The organism is Paenibacillus sp. 2KB_20, from assembly GCF_052115765.1.
In the GTDB taxonomy this organism is placed as follows: domain Bacteria; phylum Bacillota; class Bacilli; order Paenibacillales; family Paenibacillaceae; genus Paenibacillus_AQ.
On sequence record NZ_JBFRHH010000001.1, the window covers coordinates 274,378 to 292,523 of the forward strand.

The 18,146-nt window shown below is 49.2% G+C and carries 13 protein-coding genes and 1 pseudogene; 7 read left to right on the forward strand and 7 right to left on the reverse strand.

Annotated features, from left to right (window positions below):
- Window positions 1–273 precede the first annotated feature (273 nt).
- The 3 genes from AB4124_RS01335 to AB4124_RS01345 all read right to left on the reverse strand — a co-directional run bounded on the left by AB4124_RS01335 (window position 274) and on the right by AB4124_RS01345 (window position 3,462).
- The gene (locus tag AB4124_RS01335) at window positions 274–1,635 is read right to left on the reverse strand and encodes an ABC transporter substrate-binding protein (RefSeq protein ID WP_076324120.1); all 1,362 of its coding nucleotides are present in this window, start codon (window positions 1,633–1,635) and stop codon (window positions 274–276) included.
- Between the two features lie 73 nt (window positions 1,636–1,708).
- The gene (locus tag AB4124_RS01340) at window positions 1,709–2,533 is read right to left on the reverse strand and encodes a carbohydrate ABC transporter permease (protein WP_076324121.1); all 825 of its coding nucleotides are present in this window, start codon (window positions 2,531–2,533) and stop codon (window positions 1,709–1,711) included.
- Window positions 2,530–3,462 carry a carbohydrate ABC transporter permease gene (locus AB4124_RS01345; protein ID WP_441970718.1) on the reverse strand — a complete coding sequence of 311 codons (933 nt, stop codon included), beginning with the start codon at window positions 3,460–3,462 and terminating at the stop codon, window positions 2,530–2,532. Before AB4124_RS01345 ends, AB4124_RS01340 begins: the two co-directional genes overlap by 4 nt.
- Before the next feature lie 319 nt (window positions 3,463–3,781).
- Here AB4124_RS01345 and AB4124_RS01350 point away from each other — a divergent pair, with 319 nt between their 5' ends.
- On the forward strand, window positions 3,782–4,384 hold the full coding sequence (locus AB4124_RS01350; protein WP_076324122.1) for a TetR/AcrR family transcriptional regulator: 603 nt from the start codon (window positions 3,782–3,784) through the stop codon (window positions 4,382–4,384).
- 153 nt (window positions 4,385–4,537) lie between these two features.
- Complete coding sequence (locus AB4124_RS01355; protein WP_076324123.1) at window positions 4,538–5,101, forward strand: HXXEE domain-containing protein; 564 nt, start codon at window positions 4,538–4,540, stop codon at window positions 5,099–5,101.
- 3 nt (window positions 5,102–5,104) lie between these two features.
- Here the strand turns inward: AB4124_RS01355 and AB4124_RS01360 are convergent.
- Window positions 5,105–5,539: pseudogene (locus tag AB4124_RS01360) on the reverse strand (acetamidase/formamidase family protein); the annotation flags it as partial.
- Between the two features lie 96 nt (window positions 5,540–5,635).
- The gene (locus AB4124_RS01365; RefSeq protein ID WP_256720705.1) at window positions 5,636–6,310 is read right to left on the reverse strand and encodes a S1 family peptidase; all 675 of its coding nucleotides are present in this window, start codon (window positions 6,308–6,310) and stop codon (window positions 5,636–5,638) included.
- Window positions 6,311–6,730: 420 nt separating this feature from the next.
- Between AB4124_RS01365 and AB4124_RS01370 the strand changes: the two genes are divergently transcribed.
- The 4 genes from AB4124_RS01370 (at window position 6,731) to AB4124_RS01385 (ending at window position 15,144) form a co-directional block, all read left to right on the forward strand.
- Window positions 6,731–7,930, forward strand: a complete 1,200-nt coding sequence (locus tag AB4124_RS01370; RefSeq protein WP_441970721.1) for an oxalate decarboxylase family bicupin — start codon at window positions 6,731–6,733, stop codon at window positions 7,928–7,930.
- Window positions 7,931–8,125: 195 nt separating this feature from the next.
- On the forward strand, window positions 8,126–8,578 hold the full coding sequence (locus AB4124_RS01375) for a MarR family winged helix-turn-helix transcriptional regulator (RefSeq protein WP_076324127.1): 453 nt from the start codon (window positions 8,126–8,128) through the stop codon (window positions 8,576–8,578).
- On the forward strand, window positions 8,575–11,745 hold the full coding sequence (locus tag AB4124_RS01380) for an MMPL family transporter (protein ID WP_441970723.1): 3,171 nt from the start codon (window positions 8,575–8,577) through the stop codon (window positions 11,743–11,745). Before AB4124_RS01375 ends, AB4124_RS01380 begins: the two co-directional genes overlap by 4 nt.
- Window positions 11,746–12,009: 264 nt before the next feature.
- Window positions 12,010–15,144 carry an ATP-binding protein gene (locus AB4124_RS01385; RefSeq protein WP_441970725.1) on the forward strand — a complete coding sequence of 1,045 codons (3,135 nt, stop codon included), beginning with the start codon at window positions 12,010–12,012 and terminating at the stop codon, window positions 15,142–15,144.
- 176 nt (window positions 15,145–15,320) lie between these two features.
- Here AB4124_RS01385 and AB4124_RS01390 read toward each other — a convergent pair whose 3' ends face one another.
- Window positions 15,321–16,001, reverse strand: a complete 681-nt coding sequence (locus AB4124_RS01390) for an O-methyltransferase (RefSeq protein WP_076324129.1) — start codon at window positions 15,999–16,001, stop codon at window positions 15,321–15,323.
- Window positions 16,002–16,131: 130 nt separating this feature from the next.
- On the opposite strand from AB4124_RS01390, the gene AB4124_RS01395 reads away from it, so the two are divergent.
- Window positions 16,132–17,016, forward strand: a complete 885-nt coding sequence (locus AB4124_RS01395) for a LysR substrate-binding domain-containing protein (RefSeq protein WP_441970727.1) — start codon at window positions 16,132–16,134, stop codon at window positions 17,014–17,016.
- Here the strand turns inward: AB4124_RS01395 and AB4124_RS01400 are convergent.
- Complete coding sequence (locus tag AB4124_RS01400; protein WP_441971615.1) at window positions 17,010–18,137, reverse strand: right-handed parallel beta-helix repeat-containing protein; 1,128 nt, start codon at window positions 18,135–18,137, stop codon at window positions 17,010–17,012. The two genes, AB4124_RS01395 and AB4124_RS01400, sit on opposite strands and share 7 nt — an antisense overlap.
- Window positions 18,138–18,146 lie beyond the last annotated feature (9 nt).

An 18,146-nucleotide genomic window follows, 5' to 3' on the forward strand; every position in this document is an offset into this window, starting at 1 on the left:
CGGTGAGTTACTATAATTAACGATTATTTTGTCTGAGTATACGCTTTCGCGTTTCTTTTGTAAACTCAAACACCACCAGTATAGCCTCAAGAGAACGCAGGTACTCATGATTCCGTCGCTTGCGGTTGAGGTGGATTTCTTTCTAAGAATGTATCGCTTAAGCGAAACTTCCCGGTGAATCGTTATTGGCTGAGCATTCATGCCACGAACCAACAAGCCGATCCTGATGGATCGGCTTGTTACTCCCTGTCTCTCCTGAGGCTCCCCTCTATGCTACTTCACGGTACGGTTATAATCCTGAATCTTGGTCGTAATTTCTTTCGCTGCGTCGTCCAGTGCCTGCTGCGGTGACTTTTTATTGTTCAGCACCTCTTCAATCGCCCCTTCCACAATCTGTCTTGCCTCGGGGAATACGCCCATCACGGCACCCTGGGTCGCTTTAACCAGCTTCGTCTGGTGCAGCTGATCAATGGCTGTCTGGAATTGCGGGAATTTCTTCAGATTCTCCTTCACGCTTTCTTCCTCATACGCCTTCGTGGTAATCGGGAAGTACCCGGTATTGATATGCCAGTATGCCTGCTCCGATGGAGAGGTCAGGAATTTAATGAACTCCCATGCGGCTTTTTGCTCTGCTTCAGGACGACTGTTCATCATCCACAGGCTTGCTCCGCCCACGATAACACCGCCTTCTTCCGCTCCTTCCGGCTTCGGAAGGAAGCCTGTGCCTACTTCAAACTTGCCTTCCGAGCTATCCACAAGTCCCTTCAATGCTGCGGTTGAGTCCAGAATCATGGCGACCTGACCGGCCGAGAATGCCTTCTTGGAATCATCGGTTTTACGTCCCAGGTTATTGGCTGCCTTGGAATCGATCAGATCCTTCCACCAAGTCAGCACCTTTACGCCAGGCTCGGTATTGACTAGTGACTCGGTCGCCAGATCGTCTCGGCCGTTGCCGTTGTTCACATACTCCGCACCCTGATTGGCAAACAACTGCTCCATAAACCAGCCGTATATAGCAAAATTCGCTCCAACCGCCTTCCCTTTTTTCGATATCGTGTCTGCCGCGATTTTCAGTTCTTCAAACGTCTTAGGCGGACTTTCCGGATCGAGCCCCGCATCCTTGAACAAGTCTTTATTGTAATACAGTATCGGATTAGAGGAGTTGAAAGGCATGGAATAAAGCTTATCCTCAAATGTATAATACCCGCTGATGTTAGGCTCTAGCTGCGACACATCCCACTGATCCGCATCAATGAACTCCTGCATGGGTGTAATTAGTTTGGAATCGATCATAAACCGGCTGCCGATCTCGTACATCTGGACCACGGAGGGTCCCTCGTTTGTTCCCATCGACGCCTTCAGTTTACTTAACAGGTCATCATAGGTTCCCTGATACACCGCTTCTACCTGCACCTTGTCCTGTGAAGCGTTAAAGTTGGCGACCAATTGATCAACCACCTTGGTATTAGCTCCTCCCATCGCATGCCAGAACACCACTTTTTGAACACCAACATCGGTCTTTGGTACGGAATCCGTCCCCTTATCAGGCTCCTCACCCATGTTAATGTTACACGCGCTAAGCAGCAGCATGATCGCAGCTAACACGATACTTACCAACCTCGTTCTTTTTTTCATCCGCGATTCCCTCTCCTTTCGTTCGTAAAATGCTTCCTATGATAAACCTGCATATGACAGGCCAACCACCGCACTAACCTTTCAACGCACCAGCGGTAATTCCGCGCACCAATTGTTTGACGCCAAAAGCCAGCAGCACAAAGGAAGGAATCAGCACGATGGTCACGCCGGCCAGAATCAGGTTCCATGACATCACCTCAGCATGCTGCAGCATAGCCACCCCGATCTGTACGGTTCGCATCGAGGCCTGGTTTGTGATCAAAAGCGGCCACAAGAAGTGATTCCAGTGCGTGAGGAAGGTATACACCGCCAAGGTAGCAATGGAAGACCGGGACAACGGCAGCACCATGGACAGAAAACTGCGGATATGACCGCACCCGTCGATTTTGGCCGCATCAAACAGCTCACGCGGGAGCTGCAGAAAAAACTGGCGCAGCAGAAACACGCCAAAGGCCCCTGCCATAAACGGCACGATCAATCCCTGGTAGCTGTCCATCCAGCCCCAATCCTTAATGGTCAGATAATTCGGAATAATCGTGACTTCCCAAGGAATCATCATCGTTGACAAGAAGAGTCCGAACAGCAGTGCCTTACCCTTAAAATTAAGAAATGCAAACGCATATGCGGCCAGACTTGATGTAATGACCTGACTGATCATGATGGCCGACGAGACAATGAAGCTGTTCAGAATAAAGCGAATAATCGGGAAGCCGGAGATGGCCTCCGTAAAATTGCCCAGATAGAAGCTCGACGGGAACAGCGGTGGTGGGAAATTAGCTACCTCCTTCTCGGTCATAAAGGCTGAGAACACCGTGAAGATGAGCGGATATAACACAATCAAAGACAGGAGGATGAGCAGCAGATAGGTAAACAGGGACGTAATTCCGCGCAGGGTCATTGGTAATGCACCTTCTTTTCCAGAACTTTAAACTGCAGCAGCGTAAGGAGCAGAATAATCGCAAACAGGATCAGAGCCTGTGCGCTGCCGATGCCAAACCGGAAATTGACGAAGGCATCCTGATAAATGGAGTAAACCATGACATTGGTGGAGTTGATCGGACCTCCCTTGGTCAGAATGTGAATTTGCCCGAATGCTTGAAATGCACCGATAACCGATACAATCAAAGCAAAGAAAATCGTAGGTGACAGCAGTGGCAGTACGATTTGGATAAAGGTCCGGATCGGCCCGGAGCCGTCCATTTTGGCGCTCTCGTATATCTCCTCCGGAACTCCCTGTAAACCGCTGGACAGCACAATAAACAGAAACCCCATGTTCATCCAGATCGTCATGATCGAGATCGAGATCAGAGCCCAGGAAGGATCGGTTAACCAAGGGATCGGCCCGAGATGAACGAAGCTTAGAAAATAGTTCAGCATGCCCGCCGTAGGATGAAACAACAAAAACCATATAATCGAGCCGGTCCCGACGGAAATGACAATCGGCAATGAAAAGACAAACTGAAACACCTTCATCCCTCGCAGCTTGTTGTGGGTAATGGCGGCAAGAAACAGCGACCATATCAAGGAGGTGGGCACGGTAAACAAAATAAACATCAGCGTTACGCCAAGATTCTTATAGAATGATCCTGATGATAAAAGCCGGATAAAGTTCTCCAGCCATACAAATTCGACAACCTGGCCTCGGGGATCAGTTATGGTCATGCTAAGATAAATCGATTTCAGCATGGGATAGAACAGAAACATAATAAACACGATGATGGAGGGTGCCAAGAATCCATAGGCTAAAGCGTGCTCACCCCATAGCTTTTTTCTTATCGCTGCACTCTTAGGTTTCTTGTCATGTAAAACGCTTTCATTTCTAGTCAACCAACATACCCCTTTCTTCGAAAATTTCTCTCTGCCACTCGAAAAAAAACGTAAGGATTCGCAAAAAAGAGAACAAAAAAACACATAAACTGCATGCCGAAAAATAGACAAGCAATTTATGTGATTCTCCTGTTCTCCATCACATATGCAGCATGCTCCAATCAATCCTCCCTTCATTATTATCAACAACAATTAAAATTTAGAACATTCCATGCCTTGATATTTCGAGCCTTGACAATACCTGGAAATGACAATATTCTTGAGTAAACACTCAGTATATGGGATTCGTCATTTAATCAAAAAAGGAAGCCATCTGCCTATGCCGACAACAAACAATCGAAACGCCAAGAAGGAACGGATATTGAACGCCGCTCTGAAGCTGTTCTCACAGCAGGGATTTCATGCGACGACAACCAAAGAGATTGCCGCCGAAAGCGGCGTAGCCGAAGGGCTGATCTTTTACCACTTCGGAGATAAGCGCAAGCTGCTGCTCTATCTCGTGAACAATTTTTCCTTTGTACCGCAGGTTCAAGAGGATGCCCGGGAACTGGCAAAGCTGCCTACGGAGGAAGCCCTGTTTCAATACGGCTTGACGTACCTCCAGTTTCTCAGGGCTAACATGGACTACGTAATGCTCATTTGGTCACCCGAATTAATACAGGATGCCGAAGTATCGAATGAGGTGTCTCGGCTGATCGGTGGCTTCGGGACAGCAGGCAGCAGCATACTCAAACAGGCGGCGGGATCGAAACATCAACCTGAACATACGATTCAGGTTGCGATGATGATGATAACCTCCTCCATCCTGGTTTACTTTATGCTCCAATCCCGTTTCGGGAAGGAGGCGCTCCCGCTCGGAGACGAATCGTATATTCGTGAGCTTGTCCGGCTGCTGATGCACGGATGGAATGGACAGTCATAATCCGGTTCATCAGACAAGATGTTACACACAGCAATGAAAAAAGCTGATAGCAGTACCGAGATTCATCGCTGCATCAGCTTATTTCATGCTCTCATTTTGAGTGTATACTCAGTTTTCTGTAGATGCCATATATATTAAATACCGAAGGGAGTTATGGAATTGACGTTATCGCTCATTCAACACTGGAATCTGAATATGATACTGTGGCTGCTGCCGGTCGTATTTTTCATTCACGATGGAGAAGAGATTGCCACGATGGAATGGTGGCTCAGGAAGAACAAGAATAACCCCTGGATCTCCAAATTCTCGCCTGTCTCCATTCCATGGGATAAACACATCACCCTGCAATTCACATTTGCCGTACTGCTAATCGGCTTCATTCTCACCAGTGTAACGTTCCTTACGGCTCTTAACGCCGAAATCGGCAGCCCATTCAACGTGCTGTTTGCCGGCTTTGTTGCGGTTTTCCTGCTGGATGGTGTGAAACACGTGGGAGCTTCGATTGCTCTTAAGACATACACCCCGGGTGTCCTTACAGCCGCGTTCCTTGAGATTCCTTATGGGATCTATGCGCTCTATCGCTTTCTGCATGCAGGTATCGTTGATACCGCGGCGCTCATTATTGGAACATTGATCGCCTTGCCCATCGTTCTGTTTCTGGTTTGGTTTGGTCTGACGCTCGGGAAGCAAATGGCGCCAATCCGAAGAAATATGTAACGTTTAATATCTCAACTGGTAGTGTTCCAGCACCACATCCGCCAATCCTGCTTGCTCAAGAAGCGGAACAGGTGCCAGGAAGGTGACGGTGATAACTCCCGGATCCCGGCCGATGTCGATGGAACCAGTAATCGTAGCCCGGTTCATCACTTCCGGCACGGAAATACCCAAAACGATTGCTGCCCGCTGCAGCCCGTTGGCGGTCGCCTCGTTCAGAGTGGCGCCTGTGCCAATGAAGGAGACTGGCGCGGTGTCTTCTATCTGATCCAGCCCCCAGCTTCGGGCCGCCTGCAACGCTTGTGCTTTCTCCTCAGGGGTAAATGGCCGAGCCAAGTACGGAAGATCCTCTTCCACTGGCAGCAGCACAGGTCCGTCTAGCTTCAATCCTTTGATGAGAAATGTCCATATGCCCGTCCGTGCGGTCCTCCAACTGGCTACTCGCTCTGCCGCTTCCTGATGAACAATTGGAAGATTATCATGAATGTGCAAAAAAGATAGATGACGTTGGAACAAAGATAAGATGACGGGGGATACTTATTCGGCCTGGAGATTCACTCTCATTATCTTTTCATATTTCTGCAAATAATCGATGGGTATGGCGAGCCCAACGGTAATCGATTGATCTTCCCGTGTTGTAGTTGTAGTGGCAAACACAACAGCGATAACATTTCCTTCCTTGTTGATTACAGGGCTGCCACTGTTTCCGTTATAGATAGGCGCCTGTATCATGAGCATGGGAAGCTCTCGATTAGCTGTTGGAGTTAATCCTAGCACGATACCTTCAGTGGCGATTCGGTTGAATGATAACGGATTTCCGATGACATTTATAGGTTCGCCCTCTTGATACGGTGTCTCTGTTTCTAGTTGAAGTGTAGGCAGGTCGGTCTCATTGTCTCTAATCTGAAGTATGGCAATATCGAGCTCTATGTCACTGACGATAACATCTGCGAGATATGATTTACCATGAAGAAATTGAACAGTGCCAACTTTGTCATCTTCCGTTACATGTTGATTCGTAATAATGAGGCCGCTTGCGGCTACATTGAAGCCAGTGCCTTTCCGATCGCCGGCATTTATGTTGACAACGGCTTCTTTATAATGCTGGATCTGTTCATTTTGCGATAATTGTGAGTCCTTCTTCAAAAACCGAAGTGACGGAAGATTATAAATTTGCGGAACAAACGCGATCAGATTGCCGAATAGCAGCATGACCAGCAAAATAATGATTGTTTTTTTGATCCATATTCTTTTGGGGGGAGTATTTAGCTCATCATCTTCATTGTCGTCCTCCGTGTTCCAACCCTCAACTTCATCTTCGGGGGCAGGGCCAACGGTATCATCTAATAGCTCGATAGATGTTTTTGGATCATGTTGCTCATCGTTATGGATGGAAAATACCTCCTTGCTAATGAGAAAATAGAACTTTCACTGATTCAAGATGATTATATCAAACCTTGGCAGACTGTGATCGGGTACGAATTGAAATTTATGCAAGATAAAAAAAACAAGCTGCTTCATGTACCTCACAAAAATCTTCATATAAGCCAAGCGCTGGCTCATAACCATAATAGATAGCAGTTTAAACGGAAACTTTGCGAGAAAAAAACGTATGGAGGGAGATACGCATTCATGGACGATCAGAATCAGAACCAGAACCGAAGAAATCAACACCATGTGCCTCAACCGATACGCCGTGACGGAGCAGGCGGACCGGATTATGGTCCGCGGGATGTAATGAGGGATATGCAGAATCCCGACATGCTTGTGCCTCCGGTCACGGATTCGGGCTTGCTGCCCAATTTGAGGGTGTCGTTCTCCGACACGCATATGCAGCTGAACCATGGCGGCTGGTCGAGGGAAATCACGATACGGGATCTCCCGATTGCCACCACACTGGCCGGTGTGAATATGAGCCTGACGCCCGGCGGCGTTCGGGAACTCCATTGGCATCAGCAAGCGGAGTGGTCCTACATGATCTGGGGCAGCGCCAGAATCACGTCAGTCGATCAAAACGGAAGAAATTTCATTGCGGATGTGGGACAGGGTGATCTGTGGTATTTTCCCGCCGGTCTCCCCCACTCCATCCAGGGACTGGAGGGAGGCTGTGAATTTCTGCTTGTGTTTGACGATGGTCACTTCTCGGATCTGAACACCCTGTCGATTTCCGACTGGTTTGCCCACACGCCGAAGGATGTGTTGTCCGCCAACTTTGGCATACCGGAGAGCGCTTTTGACCATATCCCGGACAAACAGGTTTATATTTTTCAGGATCAGGTACCGGGTTCACTCGAAAGTCAGGAGATCCAGTCGCCATATGGTCAGGTGCCACTCAGCTTCAAGCACCGGCTGCTGGCACAGGAGCCTATCGTAACCCCGGGGGGCTCCGTAAGGATTGTCGACTCGAGCAATTTTCCGATCTCCAAAACCGTTGCAGCCGCACTCGTCGAGATTAAACCTGGCTCGATGAGAGAGCTCCATTGGCATCCGAATCAGGATGAATGGCAGTATTACCTTGCAGGACAAGGACGAATGACCGTATTTGCAGGCAATGGGGTGGCTCGGACATTTGATTACAGGGCCGGCGACGTCGGTTATGTGCCCTTTGCCTTTGGCCACTACATACAGAACACGGGCACCGAGTCTTTATGGTTTCTGGAGATGTTCAAAAGCGACCGATTCGAGGATATTTCCTTGAATCAGTGGATGGCTTTGACCCCTCGCGACCTGGCCCAGGATAACCTGAGAATCGGATCCGAAGTCACCGATGCTCTGCGCAAAGAAAAGTGGCCTGTCGTAAAATATCCGGGATATTCGTATTATCCAAGATAATGCCTGTTCTCCCCTGTTTTTTTCGGATATTGCCCCATTCTTACAAAATGCTCAAGCAGACCTGCCGAGGGATTGGCATTCCAAGGCAGGCTGCTGCATGTGCCGTCAAACTGACATTGACTTTTTTTTACTCCTGCCATATAGTTCATTAATGAAACTATATTACACGTGAACTATTCGAGAGGAGAACTATTGTTGAACGACAAGGCAAAGCAATGGATCGACCGATATGTGGATGTCTATCTGCTGGTCACCCGGCGGATCAACGCCCAGATTCGGGAGCATCTTGGTGAGGATCTGACCAATGACCAGTTTCAGGTTGTGCGTTTAATCAACAGCATGGATCACTGTACTTCGTCCCATTTGGCGGAGACACTCGCCGTTGGCAAGAGCTCGATTACCGCCATCGTCAATCGTCTCGTGGATGCAGGCATTATTGACAGAACCCGAGATGAAGCGGACCGAAGGCTGGTATATCTAAATGTAACGGAATACGGAAAATCTATTTTTGAATCCGCCCAGGAGCAGATGCGGGAGATCATCTCCCCCTACTTGCAGCATTTTGAAGAAAAAGATATTGAAATGTTCATCTCGATGTTCGAGAAGCTGGGGCAATTGATGTTTGAATCAGGGGGGAGAAAGAATTGAAAGCCATACTGAAAGCAAGATGGGCCCTTATCGTTCTATGGCTGATTGCGGCAGTCGTGCTGTTTTTGTTCGCACCTTCCATGTCGGACCTGGTCCGGGAGAAGGGGCAGTTATCCGTTCCTGACGGATACACCTCGTCGCGGGCCGCAGAAATTCTCAAGGAAGCTTCCGGCGGCGAAGGCGGGGAGACCTTGCACCAGGTTGCGCTCGTCTTCAATAAACCCGATGGGTTAAGCGAAACGGATAAGGAGAGTATCCGAGAGGGCGTTCAAGCTTTAAACAACAATAAAGAAAGCCTCCATATTGATTCCATCAATGAACCGTTCACGCAAACGGAGCTGGAAGACACGCTGATTGCCAAAGACGGCAAGACCATCATGGTCGCGCTTCAGGTCAGCGGCGGCCAGGAAGCCGTGAAAGCTCTGCCCCAGAAGGTTGATCAGGTGCTGGAAGGCGTTCAAGCCGATCATTACCTGACAAGCGAAGGTCTCATCAATGAAGATACCATCGTCAGCTCGGAGGAAGGCCTGAAGAAAACGGAATATATTACGGTTGTCTTTATTCTCCTCATTCTATTCGTTGTATTCCGTTCCTTCGTAGCACCATTCGTACCGCTGTTGACCGTAGGTCTCAGTTATATCGTGTCACAGTCAGTCGTTTCTTTTCTCGTGGACCAATTCAACTTCCCGATATCGTCCTTCACCCAGATCTTTATGGTGGCCGTCATGTTCGGGATCGGAACCGACTACTGCATCCTGCTGATCAGCCGGTTTAAGGAAGAACTCACCACGTCGGAGGATACCAAATCGGCCATCATTGAGACTTACCGAAAAGCCGGCGGCACCGTGCTTTATTCCGGGCTTGCCGTATTTGTAGGTTTTGCAGCGATCGGGTTATCCAAATTCATTCTGTACAAATCCGCAGTTGCGGTTGCAATTGGCATTGCCGTTATGCTTCTAGCATTGGTTACAGTCGTCCCATTCTTCATGGCGGTGCTGGGCAAGAAGCTCTTCTGGCCGTCACGCGGCAAGCTGGAGCATAGCGAGAATAAGCTTTGGGGAGCGGCAGGTTCCTTCTCTCTTAAGCGCCCTTGGGCGGCATTGCTTGTCGTCGCTGTGATCGTGGCCCCTTTCTTGGCTACATACAGCGGCAAACTGTCATTTAACAGCCTGGAGGAAATCGGGCCAAGTTACGCTTCAGTCAAGGGCTTTAACATTATTTCGGATAGCTTCGGTCCCGGACAATCGCTGCCTTCCACCATCGTGATCAAGAACGATGACCGGATGGATACGGCAGAATACATGGGACTCGCGGAAAAAATCAGCCGGGAAGTGGAAAAGGTTGATGGCGTATCCAGCGTACGCGGGCTCTCCCGTCCAACCGGTGAGCAGATCAACGATTTCCTCATTCCAACGCAAGTGAAAACGTTAAATGAAGGATTGGGAGAGTCCAAAGACGGACTGACCCAAATCCAGAATGGACTATCCGAAGCAGGCAAGCAGCTCAGCGAGAATACGCCGAAGCTGAATGAAGCCGCAGCGGGAGCCAAAGAGCTGACCAAGGGAACCGCCGACCTCAAGGACGGCATTACGGAGCTTGGCCAAGGCCTCAGCGCCATTCAAAAAGGAATCCAAAGCGGAAGCGCAGGCGCAGGCGAACTCAAAACCGGGCTTGCCCAAGCTGCGAAAAGCGCGAAAGAGTTAGCTGCAGCCCATGCCCAGCTTCTTCAAGGTTATAAACAGCTTGATACCGGATTAGCAGCTCTTGACGGCGGCGTTGCCGAACTTAAAGAGCAACTGGGCGGCGTGGCGGCTGCACTGAGTGGACTTGAAGGCTCCTTCACGGGATTGGAGAGCAATTACCCGGAACTCATTCAAGATACCGACTATCAAACCATTAAGGGTACCGTTACGCAAACAGCTGCAGGCACAGCCGAACTGGCAGCAGGGTTAGGACAAATCTCCGAGCAGCTTAAAGGTGCGTCTGCCGGCTTATCGGAAGCAAACGCCGGCTACGCTAAGGCAGCCGCCGGGCAAACGGCGCTTGCCGACGGTCTTCAGCAGCTCGTGACCGGTATCGCCGAGCTGCAATCCGGCCTTTCGCAGGCAGCTAACGGGCAAGGACAGATCGTGAACCAAATTCCTTCCATTACGGGCGGTCTGGACCAGCTGCAGGTCGGGCAGAAGCAGCTTGCCGACGGCTTTGGCGATCTAACCGGCCAGATCGGAGAGCTTACGGCAGGACTGAACTCCAGCGCGGACGGATTGAAGCAAATTTCGGACGGACTGCATTCCGCTCAGGATTATCTGCAGCAGATCCAGGACGTTCAGGATGAAGAGCTCAGCGGGTTCTTCATTCCGCAGGAAGCCCTTGAGAATAAAGAATTCCAGACGGTATTCGATACCTATCTCAGCAAGGACCGCAAAGTGATGACGCTGGACGTGGTTCTGGCAACCAATCCGTACAGCGAAGAGGCGCTGGGCAGCGTCGAACAGATTCAATCCGCGGTAGATCGCGCAGTAAAAGACACGAAATTGGAGAATGCCGAGGTTGCTATCAGCGGCATTACCAGCACGAATAACGATTTGCAAAACATATCGAATGAAGACTACGCGCGTACCGTGATTCTCATGCTGAGCGGAATCTTCATTATCCTGGTCGTGCTGCTGCGCTCCATCGTGATGCCGATCTATCTGATTGTCTCACTGGTCATCACATACTTTACGGCTGTCGGCGTAACCGAGATGATCTTCGTTCATGGCTTCGGGTATTCCGGCATTACCTGGGCCACGCCGTTCTTCAGCTTTGTCATGCTGATCGCGCTTGGGGTGGATTACAGCATTTTCCTCATGGCGCGCTTCAACGAGAACAAGTCCTGGAATGTTCAGGATGCCATCTTACATGCCATGCGCAATATGGGTACTGTGATCCTGTCCGCGGTGGTCATTCTTGGCGGTACCTTTGCGGCGATGTATCCGTCCGGCGTACTGTCCATGATGCAGATCGCAACGGTTGTCCTGGTTGGACTTGTGCTCTACGCACTCCTGTTCCTACCATTCTTCGTACCGGTAATGGTCCGTATCTTCGGCCGGGCTAACTGGTGGCCGTTCACCCCGAAGGAGCAGGACGCAAAGAGCAGCCCTTCCGGACATGACGTAGGAATGTAACAATTATAAAGATGACCCAAACCTAACAATATTCACAATAACCGCCTTTTTCCTGATTGATGACAGGTAAAAAGGCGGTTTTTTATACGCCATATCATTAAAAATGAACGGAAACCTTGTTCGTACTTGGAACTGCCTCCAAAGAACTGAACAAATGCTTTTTGCAGGGGAATAACTATACGACCGTCACATTTTCTCGTATATTAAGAAGAAGAATCTCGAATTTCACAACAACCCATACAAAACCTAGAAGGAACGTGAACCGTGCCGACGCGATCTGCAAAAAATACATATCACATGGGAAGTAAAAAGATTGTTCAGTATATATTGGCAATTACTGTTTTTCTGTCCTTGCTCCTCAGCATTCGCTGGTATTGGATCGAAGCCTTCGTTCCTCCCCACCACCCGAAAGCCTCCCAAGGGGTGCTCGACTTGCGCAGTTGGGACCTCATTCATTCCAAATCCATAACATTGGACGGGGAATGGGCGTTCTACCCTGACAAACTCGCCACAAAACAGGAGCTGGAGCAAACCCATCCGCAGCATCGCTATGTGCAGGTTCCGGGAAATTGGCAGGGAAGCCAAACGAAGGAATCCGAATCCGCCTATGGTACCGGCACCTATCGGCTTCGTATTCTGATTGATCCAGCCTTAACCGCTCCCCTTTCCTTCTGGATCCAACAAATTCAGGCTTCGGCGAGCGTCGAGATAAACGGGCTTAAGGTAGGGGAGATGGGCAAAACCGGAGAGGACGGAAAAGACACCTATTCACCGGCTCGAAGTCCCTTCGTTGTCGATTACGCTCCCGCTAACCACACGCAAGAAATCGATTTGATTATACGGGTGGCCAATAATGAGCATCCGCTCAAAGGCGGAATCGTAAATTCCATCAAGCTGGGATCCAGCGAAGCCATCCACGATGAACGCGGACTTTCCATCGATCTTCAACTCATTACATTCGTCGTGCTCATCCTTCACGGTCTGTATTCCTGCATCCTGTTTTTATTCAATCCGAAGGAATGGACGCTGCTTGATTTTTTCCTGCTGCTTCTCACCGCATCCGTGACGATTGTAGTGTCAGATGACGATTTACTGCTGAAATGGCTGTCCATCAATTACACTTGGGATCTTAAAATCTCCATTTTGTCTTATTCTTGGCTATCTTTTTTCATATTGAAAATGACCAGAAGTTTCACCATAAAGACTCGCAGCCGATGGTTTATCGGTTATGGCATTTCCCTGCTTCTATATTCCGGATTTATTGCAATCGCACCTGCTTCCCTTGTGTTCTGGACGGTGGAATATAAAGTTTTTAGCATTTATTATATATTGCCGGTTGTCATCTCTATCTATATGTTCGGGAGAATGGTGGCTGCAAGCCGGGATGACGCGATCTTTCTGCTCCTGGCAGCCAGCGGCATTTTCTCCAGCGTGATCTGGGGAGCGCTTAACAAATATCAGGAGCTTCCAACCGTATACTACCCCGTTGATGTCATCTCGGCCATCATCGGTTTCTCGGCCTATTGGTTTAAGCGTTATTTCCGCAATGCCGATAAAATCAGCAAGCTCAACCGCCAATTACAGAAAGCGGACAAAATGAAAGACCGGTTTCTAGCCCAGACGTCACATGAGCTGCGAACGCCGCTGCACGGGATTATGAATATCGCCCAGAGTGTGACGGACAGGGAGCAGCATCATATGGACAGTCGAAGTGCAGAGGATATGAATCTCCTTATTAAGGTTGGACGTCAGATGTCGCATTTGCTGAATGATCTCCTGGACGCAGTAAGGCTGAGGGAAAAGCGAATCATACTGCATGCCGAGCCGCTGTCCCTGCCCTCTGTCGTAAATGGCGTTATCGATATCTTGAAGTATTTGGTCGAAGGAAAAGCCGTAGAGTTGAAAATGAATTTAGACATATCCGAAGCCCTCCCTCTCGTTATGGCCGATGAAAAGAGGCTTGTGCAAATCCTCATGAATGTACTGCATAATGCCATCAAACATACCGAGGAAGGAATCATTGCCGTATCGGCCATCGCCAAGAACGGGCAAATGATCATCGAGGTAACGGACACGGGAACAGGAATGGATCAGGAAACACAGCAGCGTGTATTTCTACCATACGAACAAGGCGATCCCGGATACGGCGACACCAACGGCATCGGTTTGGGCCTTAGCATCAGCAGAGAGCTGGTAGAGCTTCATGGCGGCAGCATGACGGTTCACTCCGAAGTCGGAAAGGGTTCAACGTTTACCTTCACCCTTCCTTTGGCTGATTCGACGGATATTGAGATTTCTCCGAGCATATTGACCGAGCGGCTGGGAGCCTATGAAGAAATGGCAGCAAGCCGGAACAACCTCAACAGCCAGCCGCTCCTAACCGTAGAAGCGCCGTCCATGGAAGAGCAGATGAATATCCTGGCGGTTGACGATAATCTTGTAAATTTAAGAGTGCTTGCCAGCATACTGATGACTGAACCTTACCACCTGCAATTAGCAACTTCGGCCGGAGAAGCGCTGGAATTGCTCGGAACGAAACCATGGGATTTGGTTATCGCAGACGTGATGATGCCGCAGATTTCAGGCTACAAGCTGACACGGATGATAAGAGAGCGTTACTCCTCTTCCGAACTCCCTGTGCTTCTGCTGACGGCGCGCAGCGAGCCCTCCGACATGTATGCGGGATTTCGGGCAGGTGCTAACGATTATGTCACGAAACCGGTGGACCCAATGGAGCTTAAATACCGTATCCAGTCATTAATTACATTAAAGCAGTCCGTAAACGAGCGTCTTCGTATGGAGGCCGCTTATCTGCAAGCGCAAATCCATCCGCATTTTTTGTTTAACACCTTGAATTCCATCCACGCTTTGAGTGAAATTGATGTGGATAGAATGCGAAAACTTAATGAGGCTTTTAGTTCATACCTGCAAATCAGTTTTCAATATCAAAACTCCGGCAAATTTGTCTCACTAACGGAAGAACTCGAACTCGTACGCGCTTACTTGTATGTTGAGAAGGAGCGACATGGTAACCGGCTCCATGTCATATGGAACGTGGATCAGGACGCGAACCTCCTGCTTCCTCCCTTAACGATTCAGCCTCTGGTCGAGAATGCGGTACAGCACGGTATTATCCCAATAGCTAAAGGCGGCACCGTCGAAATCCATATAATCCGTCAGGAGCAGTCCACGCTAATTCAGGTCAAGGATAACGGCATGGGAATGAATAGAGAAAAAGTACAGGAGTTGCTGGATGCTCCGCGCAAGGACAAAAGAGGGATCGGTCTGTATAACACAAATCGCAGGTTGATTCAGACGTATGGGAGCGGTCTTTCCATTCAAAGCGAGGTCCGTGCGGGGACAAGCGTATCTTTTGTCATCCCTGATCCGGAGGAATAGCATCTCTTAACAGAAAAAGGAGGGGGTCCCGTCAGATCTAAGATCGATCTAAAATCTTTGGGACACCCTCCTTTTTTTCAAATATAGACGGATCCGATTGCTTCGGGTTCTTGTTCCTTCTGCCATTAACTTGATCAGGATCGCCGCAAACGAAAAAGATGCTCCAGTCTAGCAGCTCACGATACAACTCCGATATAAAACCCGTCATACCCCTTACTTCCCACCGTTTGAATAGCTGTGCCGGAAATGGCAGAGTGTTCGGACAGCATATCCATGAATTTGCGGATACCGTGCACCCGAGGGTCTGTGCTGTGATGATCGATAACTTCTCCATCCCGGATCACATTATCGCTAATAATGACGGTGCCTGGCCGTGAGAACTGTAACGCCCATTTCAAATAATTCGGATTGTTGGGTTTATCGGCATCGATAAAGATCAGGTCAAACGGCTTCACCTTCTCTTTGGCCAGCTGCTCCAACTGCAGTAGGGCATCGCCTACCCGGATTTCCACTCTATCCTGTAGTCCGGCCAATACCACGTTGGATTTGGCAACCTCGGCATGATGCGGATCGAGCTCCAGTGAAATTAGTTGCCCCTCAGCCCCAATCGCCCTAGCCATCCAGATCGTACTGTAACCTCCCAGCGTACCGATCTCCAAAATTCGTTTCGCGCCTTTGATCTGAACGATGACGTTCAGCAGCTTACCTTGAGCCTTGGATACATCAATTTCCGGCAATCCGGCCTCGCGATTTGCAGCTAACACCTTCTCCAGCACCTCATCATAAGGAATCAAATGTTCTGCGATGTAATCATCCACTTTTCCCCAAGTTGCAGCTGCAGCATCCTTCTTTTTCATGTCCGTTTCCTCCCTTATTCTCCATCTGGATCTTACAAAATCATTGTATGTGATTTATTGTTATAGATATAATATATATTTAAAAGACTTATATAACTTAAATATATGATTGGATAGGAGTGCGGCTCTCATGAATTTACACGCATTACGTCTCTTTTACGTCATCGCCACAACGGGCAGTGTTACCCGTGCTGCTGAATTGTTAAATATAAGCCAACCCGCCATAACAGCCCAGATTAAAAAATTCGAGAAGGAACTGTCCCTTACTCTCTTTAAACCGCAAGGCAGGGGCATCGGATTGACGGAGGCCGGAGCCGAGCTCGTCCCGCTTGCCAAAAGACTCTTCTCTGTCGAACAGCAGATTGAACAATTCTGTCTGGATTACCGCAGCGGTTCGAGGGGACAGATCCGCATGGCGGCAACCTATCTTCCTTCCCATTTTCTCCTGCCGGCCTGGCTTGCGAAATACAAGCAGCGGTACGAAGAAGTAGAAATGAGCATAACCACCACGAATTCAAGCGATGCGCTTAAGCAGCTGTTAAATATGGATGTCGAGCTTGCGATATACGGCGGCCTGCCAGAGGAATCTCTGAATACGATACAGACCGAGGAGCTGTTCCGGGATGAGTTATGGTTTGTCGTATCCCCCGATCACCGTTATGCCAATCAGCGTATCTCTCTGGAAGAGATGATGAGAGAGCCTTTTGTTATGCGGGAGGAAGGCAGTTCAACGCGGGAACGGTTATTTGCCTTATGCCGTACCCATAGCGCACCTTCCCCGCGGATCACGCTGCAATTCAATGGTCTGCACGAAGCAATCACAGCCGTCATTGCCGGATACGGTGCAAACTTTGTGTCTTCACTCGTCGTGCGGGAGTATGTGGAACGCGGCGAGCTGGGCCGGGTCTATGTTGATGGAATCGAGCTGCAAAATATCATAGCAGTTTGCACCCGCAAGCATGAACCGTTATCCGCTGCCGCCATGAACTTCGTGGATATGATCCGGAATCAGTAAGTTACCGTTACATTTCCCCTATACATATTTCCTGCCGGGCTTCTCGTATTCTGATATGCCGTTGCTGATGCATTGTTATAAGCCCCGATCACATACGCGGAAGGGTCTGTCAGGTAAAGCGTATTGTTGGAGAACCCGTTATCGATTCCCCACCCCGGCACGATCTCGTGGAGCTGAAACGCATCCACAATGGTGCTGTTCCCGTTCTGATAAGCCGTATTATTCCGTATGATAGCCCCATTGCCTTTCACATCGATAAAGCTGTCAGCATAATTCGCACCGCTAATTCCCTCGCCATAGAAGATGCAGTTCTCAACGAGCGTTCCCATCGACAGTTCCTTGATATCGATGTGCTCTGCCGTTATATTCGGACCAAAAATAACATTACGTATCGTATTGTAGTGGGTATTCTGGTTGTAGCTCGCTCCCTCTGCAGAACCTACATAGACCCCTTCCCCAAAGCCCGCTCCCGTCTTGCCGGTATTATGAATACGGGAGTTCTCAATGGAGCTATAGGAAGTGCCGTCCCGGAAATGCACCGCTTCGTAACCGATATGGTAAACCTCTACATCCGTGATGCGGGTAAAGTTGGAATTGTCCAGGATGATTCCCTTTTGCGCATTGGTAAACTTTAGATTGCGTATGATCCAGTAGTCGCCCCGAACGCGTAAACTGTAACCAGAACCTGCGGAATACCCGGAAATAATGGCTGGTTCAGCCGGGTTCTGACTCTCGATGACGATAGGCTTCAGGGCAGTTCCCTCGACATCCGTGGAGAAACTTCCCGTGTATGTCCCGGGTGCCAGGACAATTCGCTTCCCAGGTACCACATTCTTCAATGCGCTCTGCAAGCATGACGTTGTGGAACAAGCGATAAGATCCGACGGATCAGGGTTCGATACTTCAGCTACGCTCTTGTAAGCGCTACCAACATTCCAGGGAATAGTCGTGCATTCGGCAAGAGCCGTACCCTTTCTGCTTAATGTATCCTTTCCACCGGATACCACTGACGACTCGGCATTAGCGTAGTCCGATCTAACCCATGTAGACGTCAATAACAGCAGCGTCAAAATGACTAATATCGGTTTGATTAGGCCGCGGTTCGTTCCCGTATTTCTCATCAAACATGC

Bases quoted from the DNA above. Each gene is read 5' to 3' on its own strand.
- AB4124_RS01395 (WP_441970727.1), top strand. From the start codon at position 16,132: ATGAATTTACACGCATTACGTCTCTTTTACGTCATCGCCACAACGGGC.
- AB4124_RS01355 (WP_076324123.1), top strand. From the start codon at position 4,538: ATGGAATTGACGTTATCGCTCATTCAACACTGGAATCTGAATATGATA.
- AB4124_RS01365 (WP_256720705.1), bottom strand. From the start codon at position 6,310: ATGCTGCTATTCGGCAATCTGATCGCGTTTGTTCCGCAAATTTATAAT.
- AB4124_RS01335 (WP_076324120.1), bottom strand. From the start codon at position 1,635: ATGAAAAAAAGAACGAGGTTGGTAAGTATCGTGTTAGCTGCGATCATG.
- AB4124_RS01390 (WP_076324129.1), bottom strand. From the start codon at position 16,001: ATGAAAAAGAAGGATGCTGCAGCTGCAACTTGGGGAAAAGTGGATGAT.
- AB4124_RS01350 (WP_076324122.1), top strand. From the start codon at position 3,782: ATGCCGACAACAAACAATCGAAACGCCAAGAAGGAACGGATATTGAAC.
- AB4124_RS01340 (WP_076324121.1), bottom strand. From the start codon at position 2,533: ATGACCCTGCGCGGAATTACGTCCCTGTTTACCTATCTGCTGCTCATC.
- AB4124_RS01400 (WP_441971615.1), bottom strand. From the start codon at position 18,137: ATGAGAAATACGGGAACGAACCGCGGCCTAATCAAACCGATATTAGTC.
- AB4124_RS01370 (WP_441970721.1), top strand. From the start codon at position 6,731: ATGGACGATCAGAATCAGAACCAGAACCGAAGAAATCAACACCATGTG.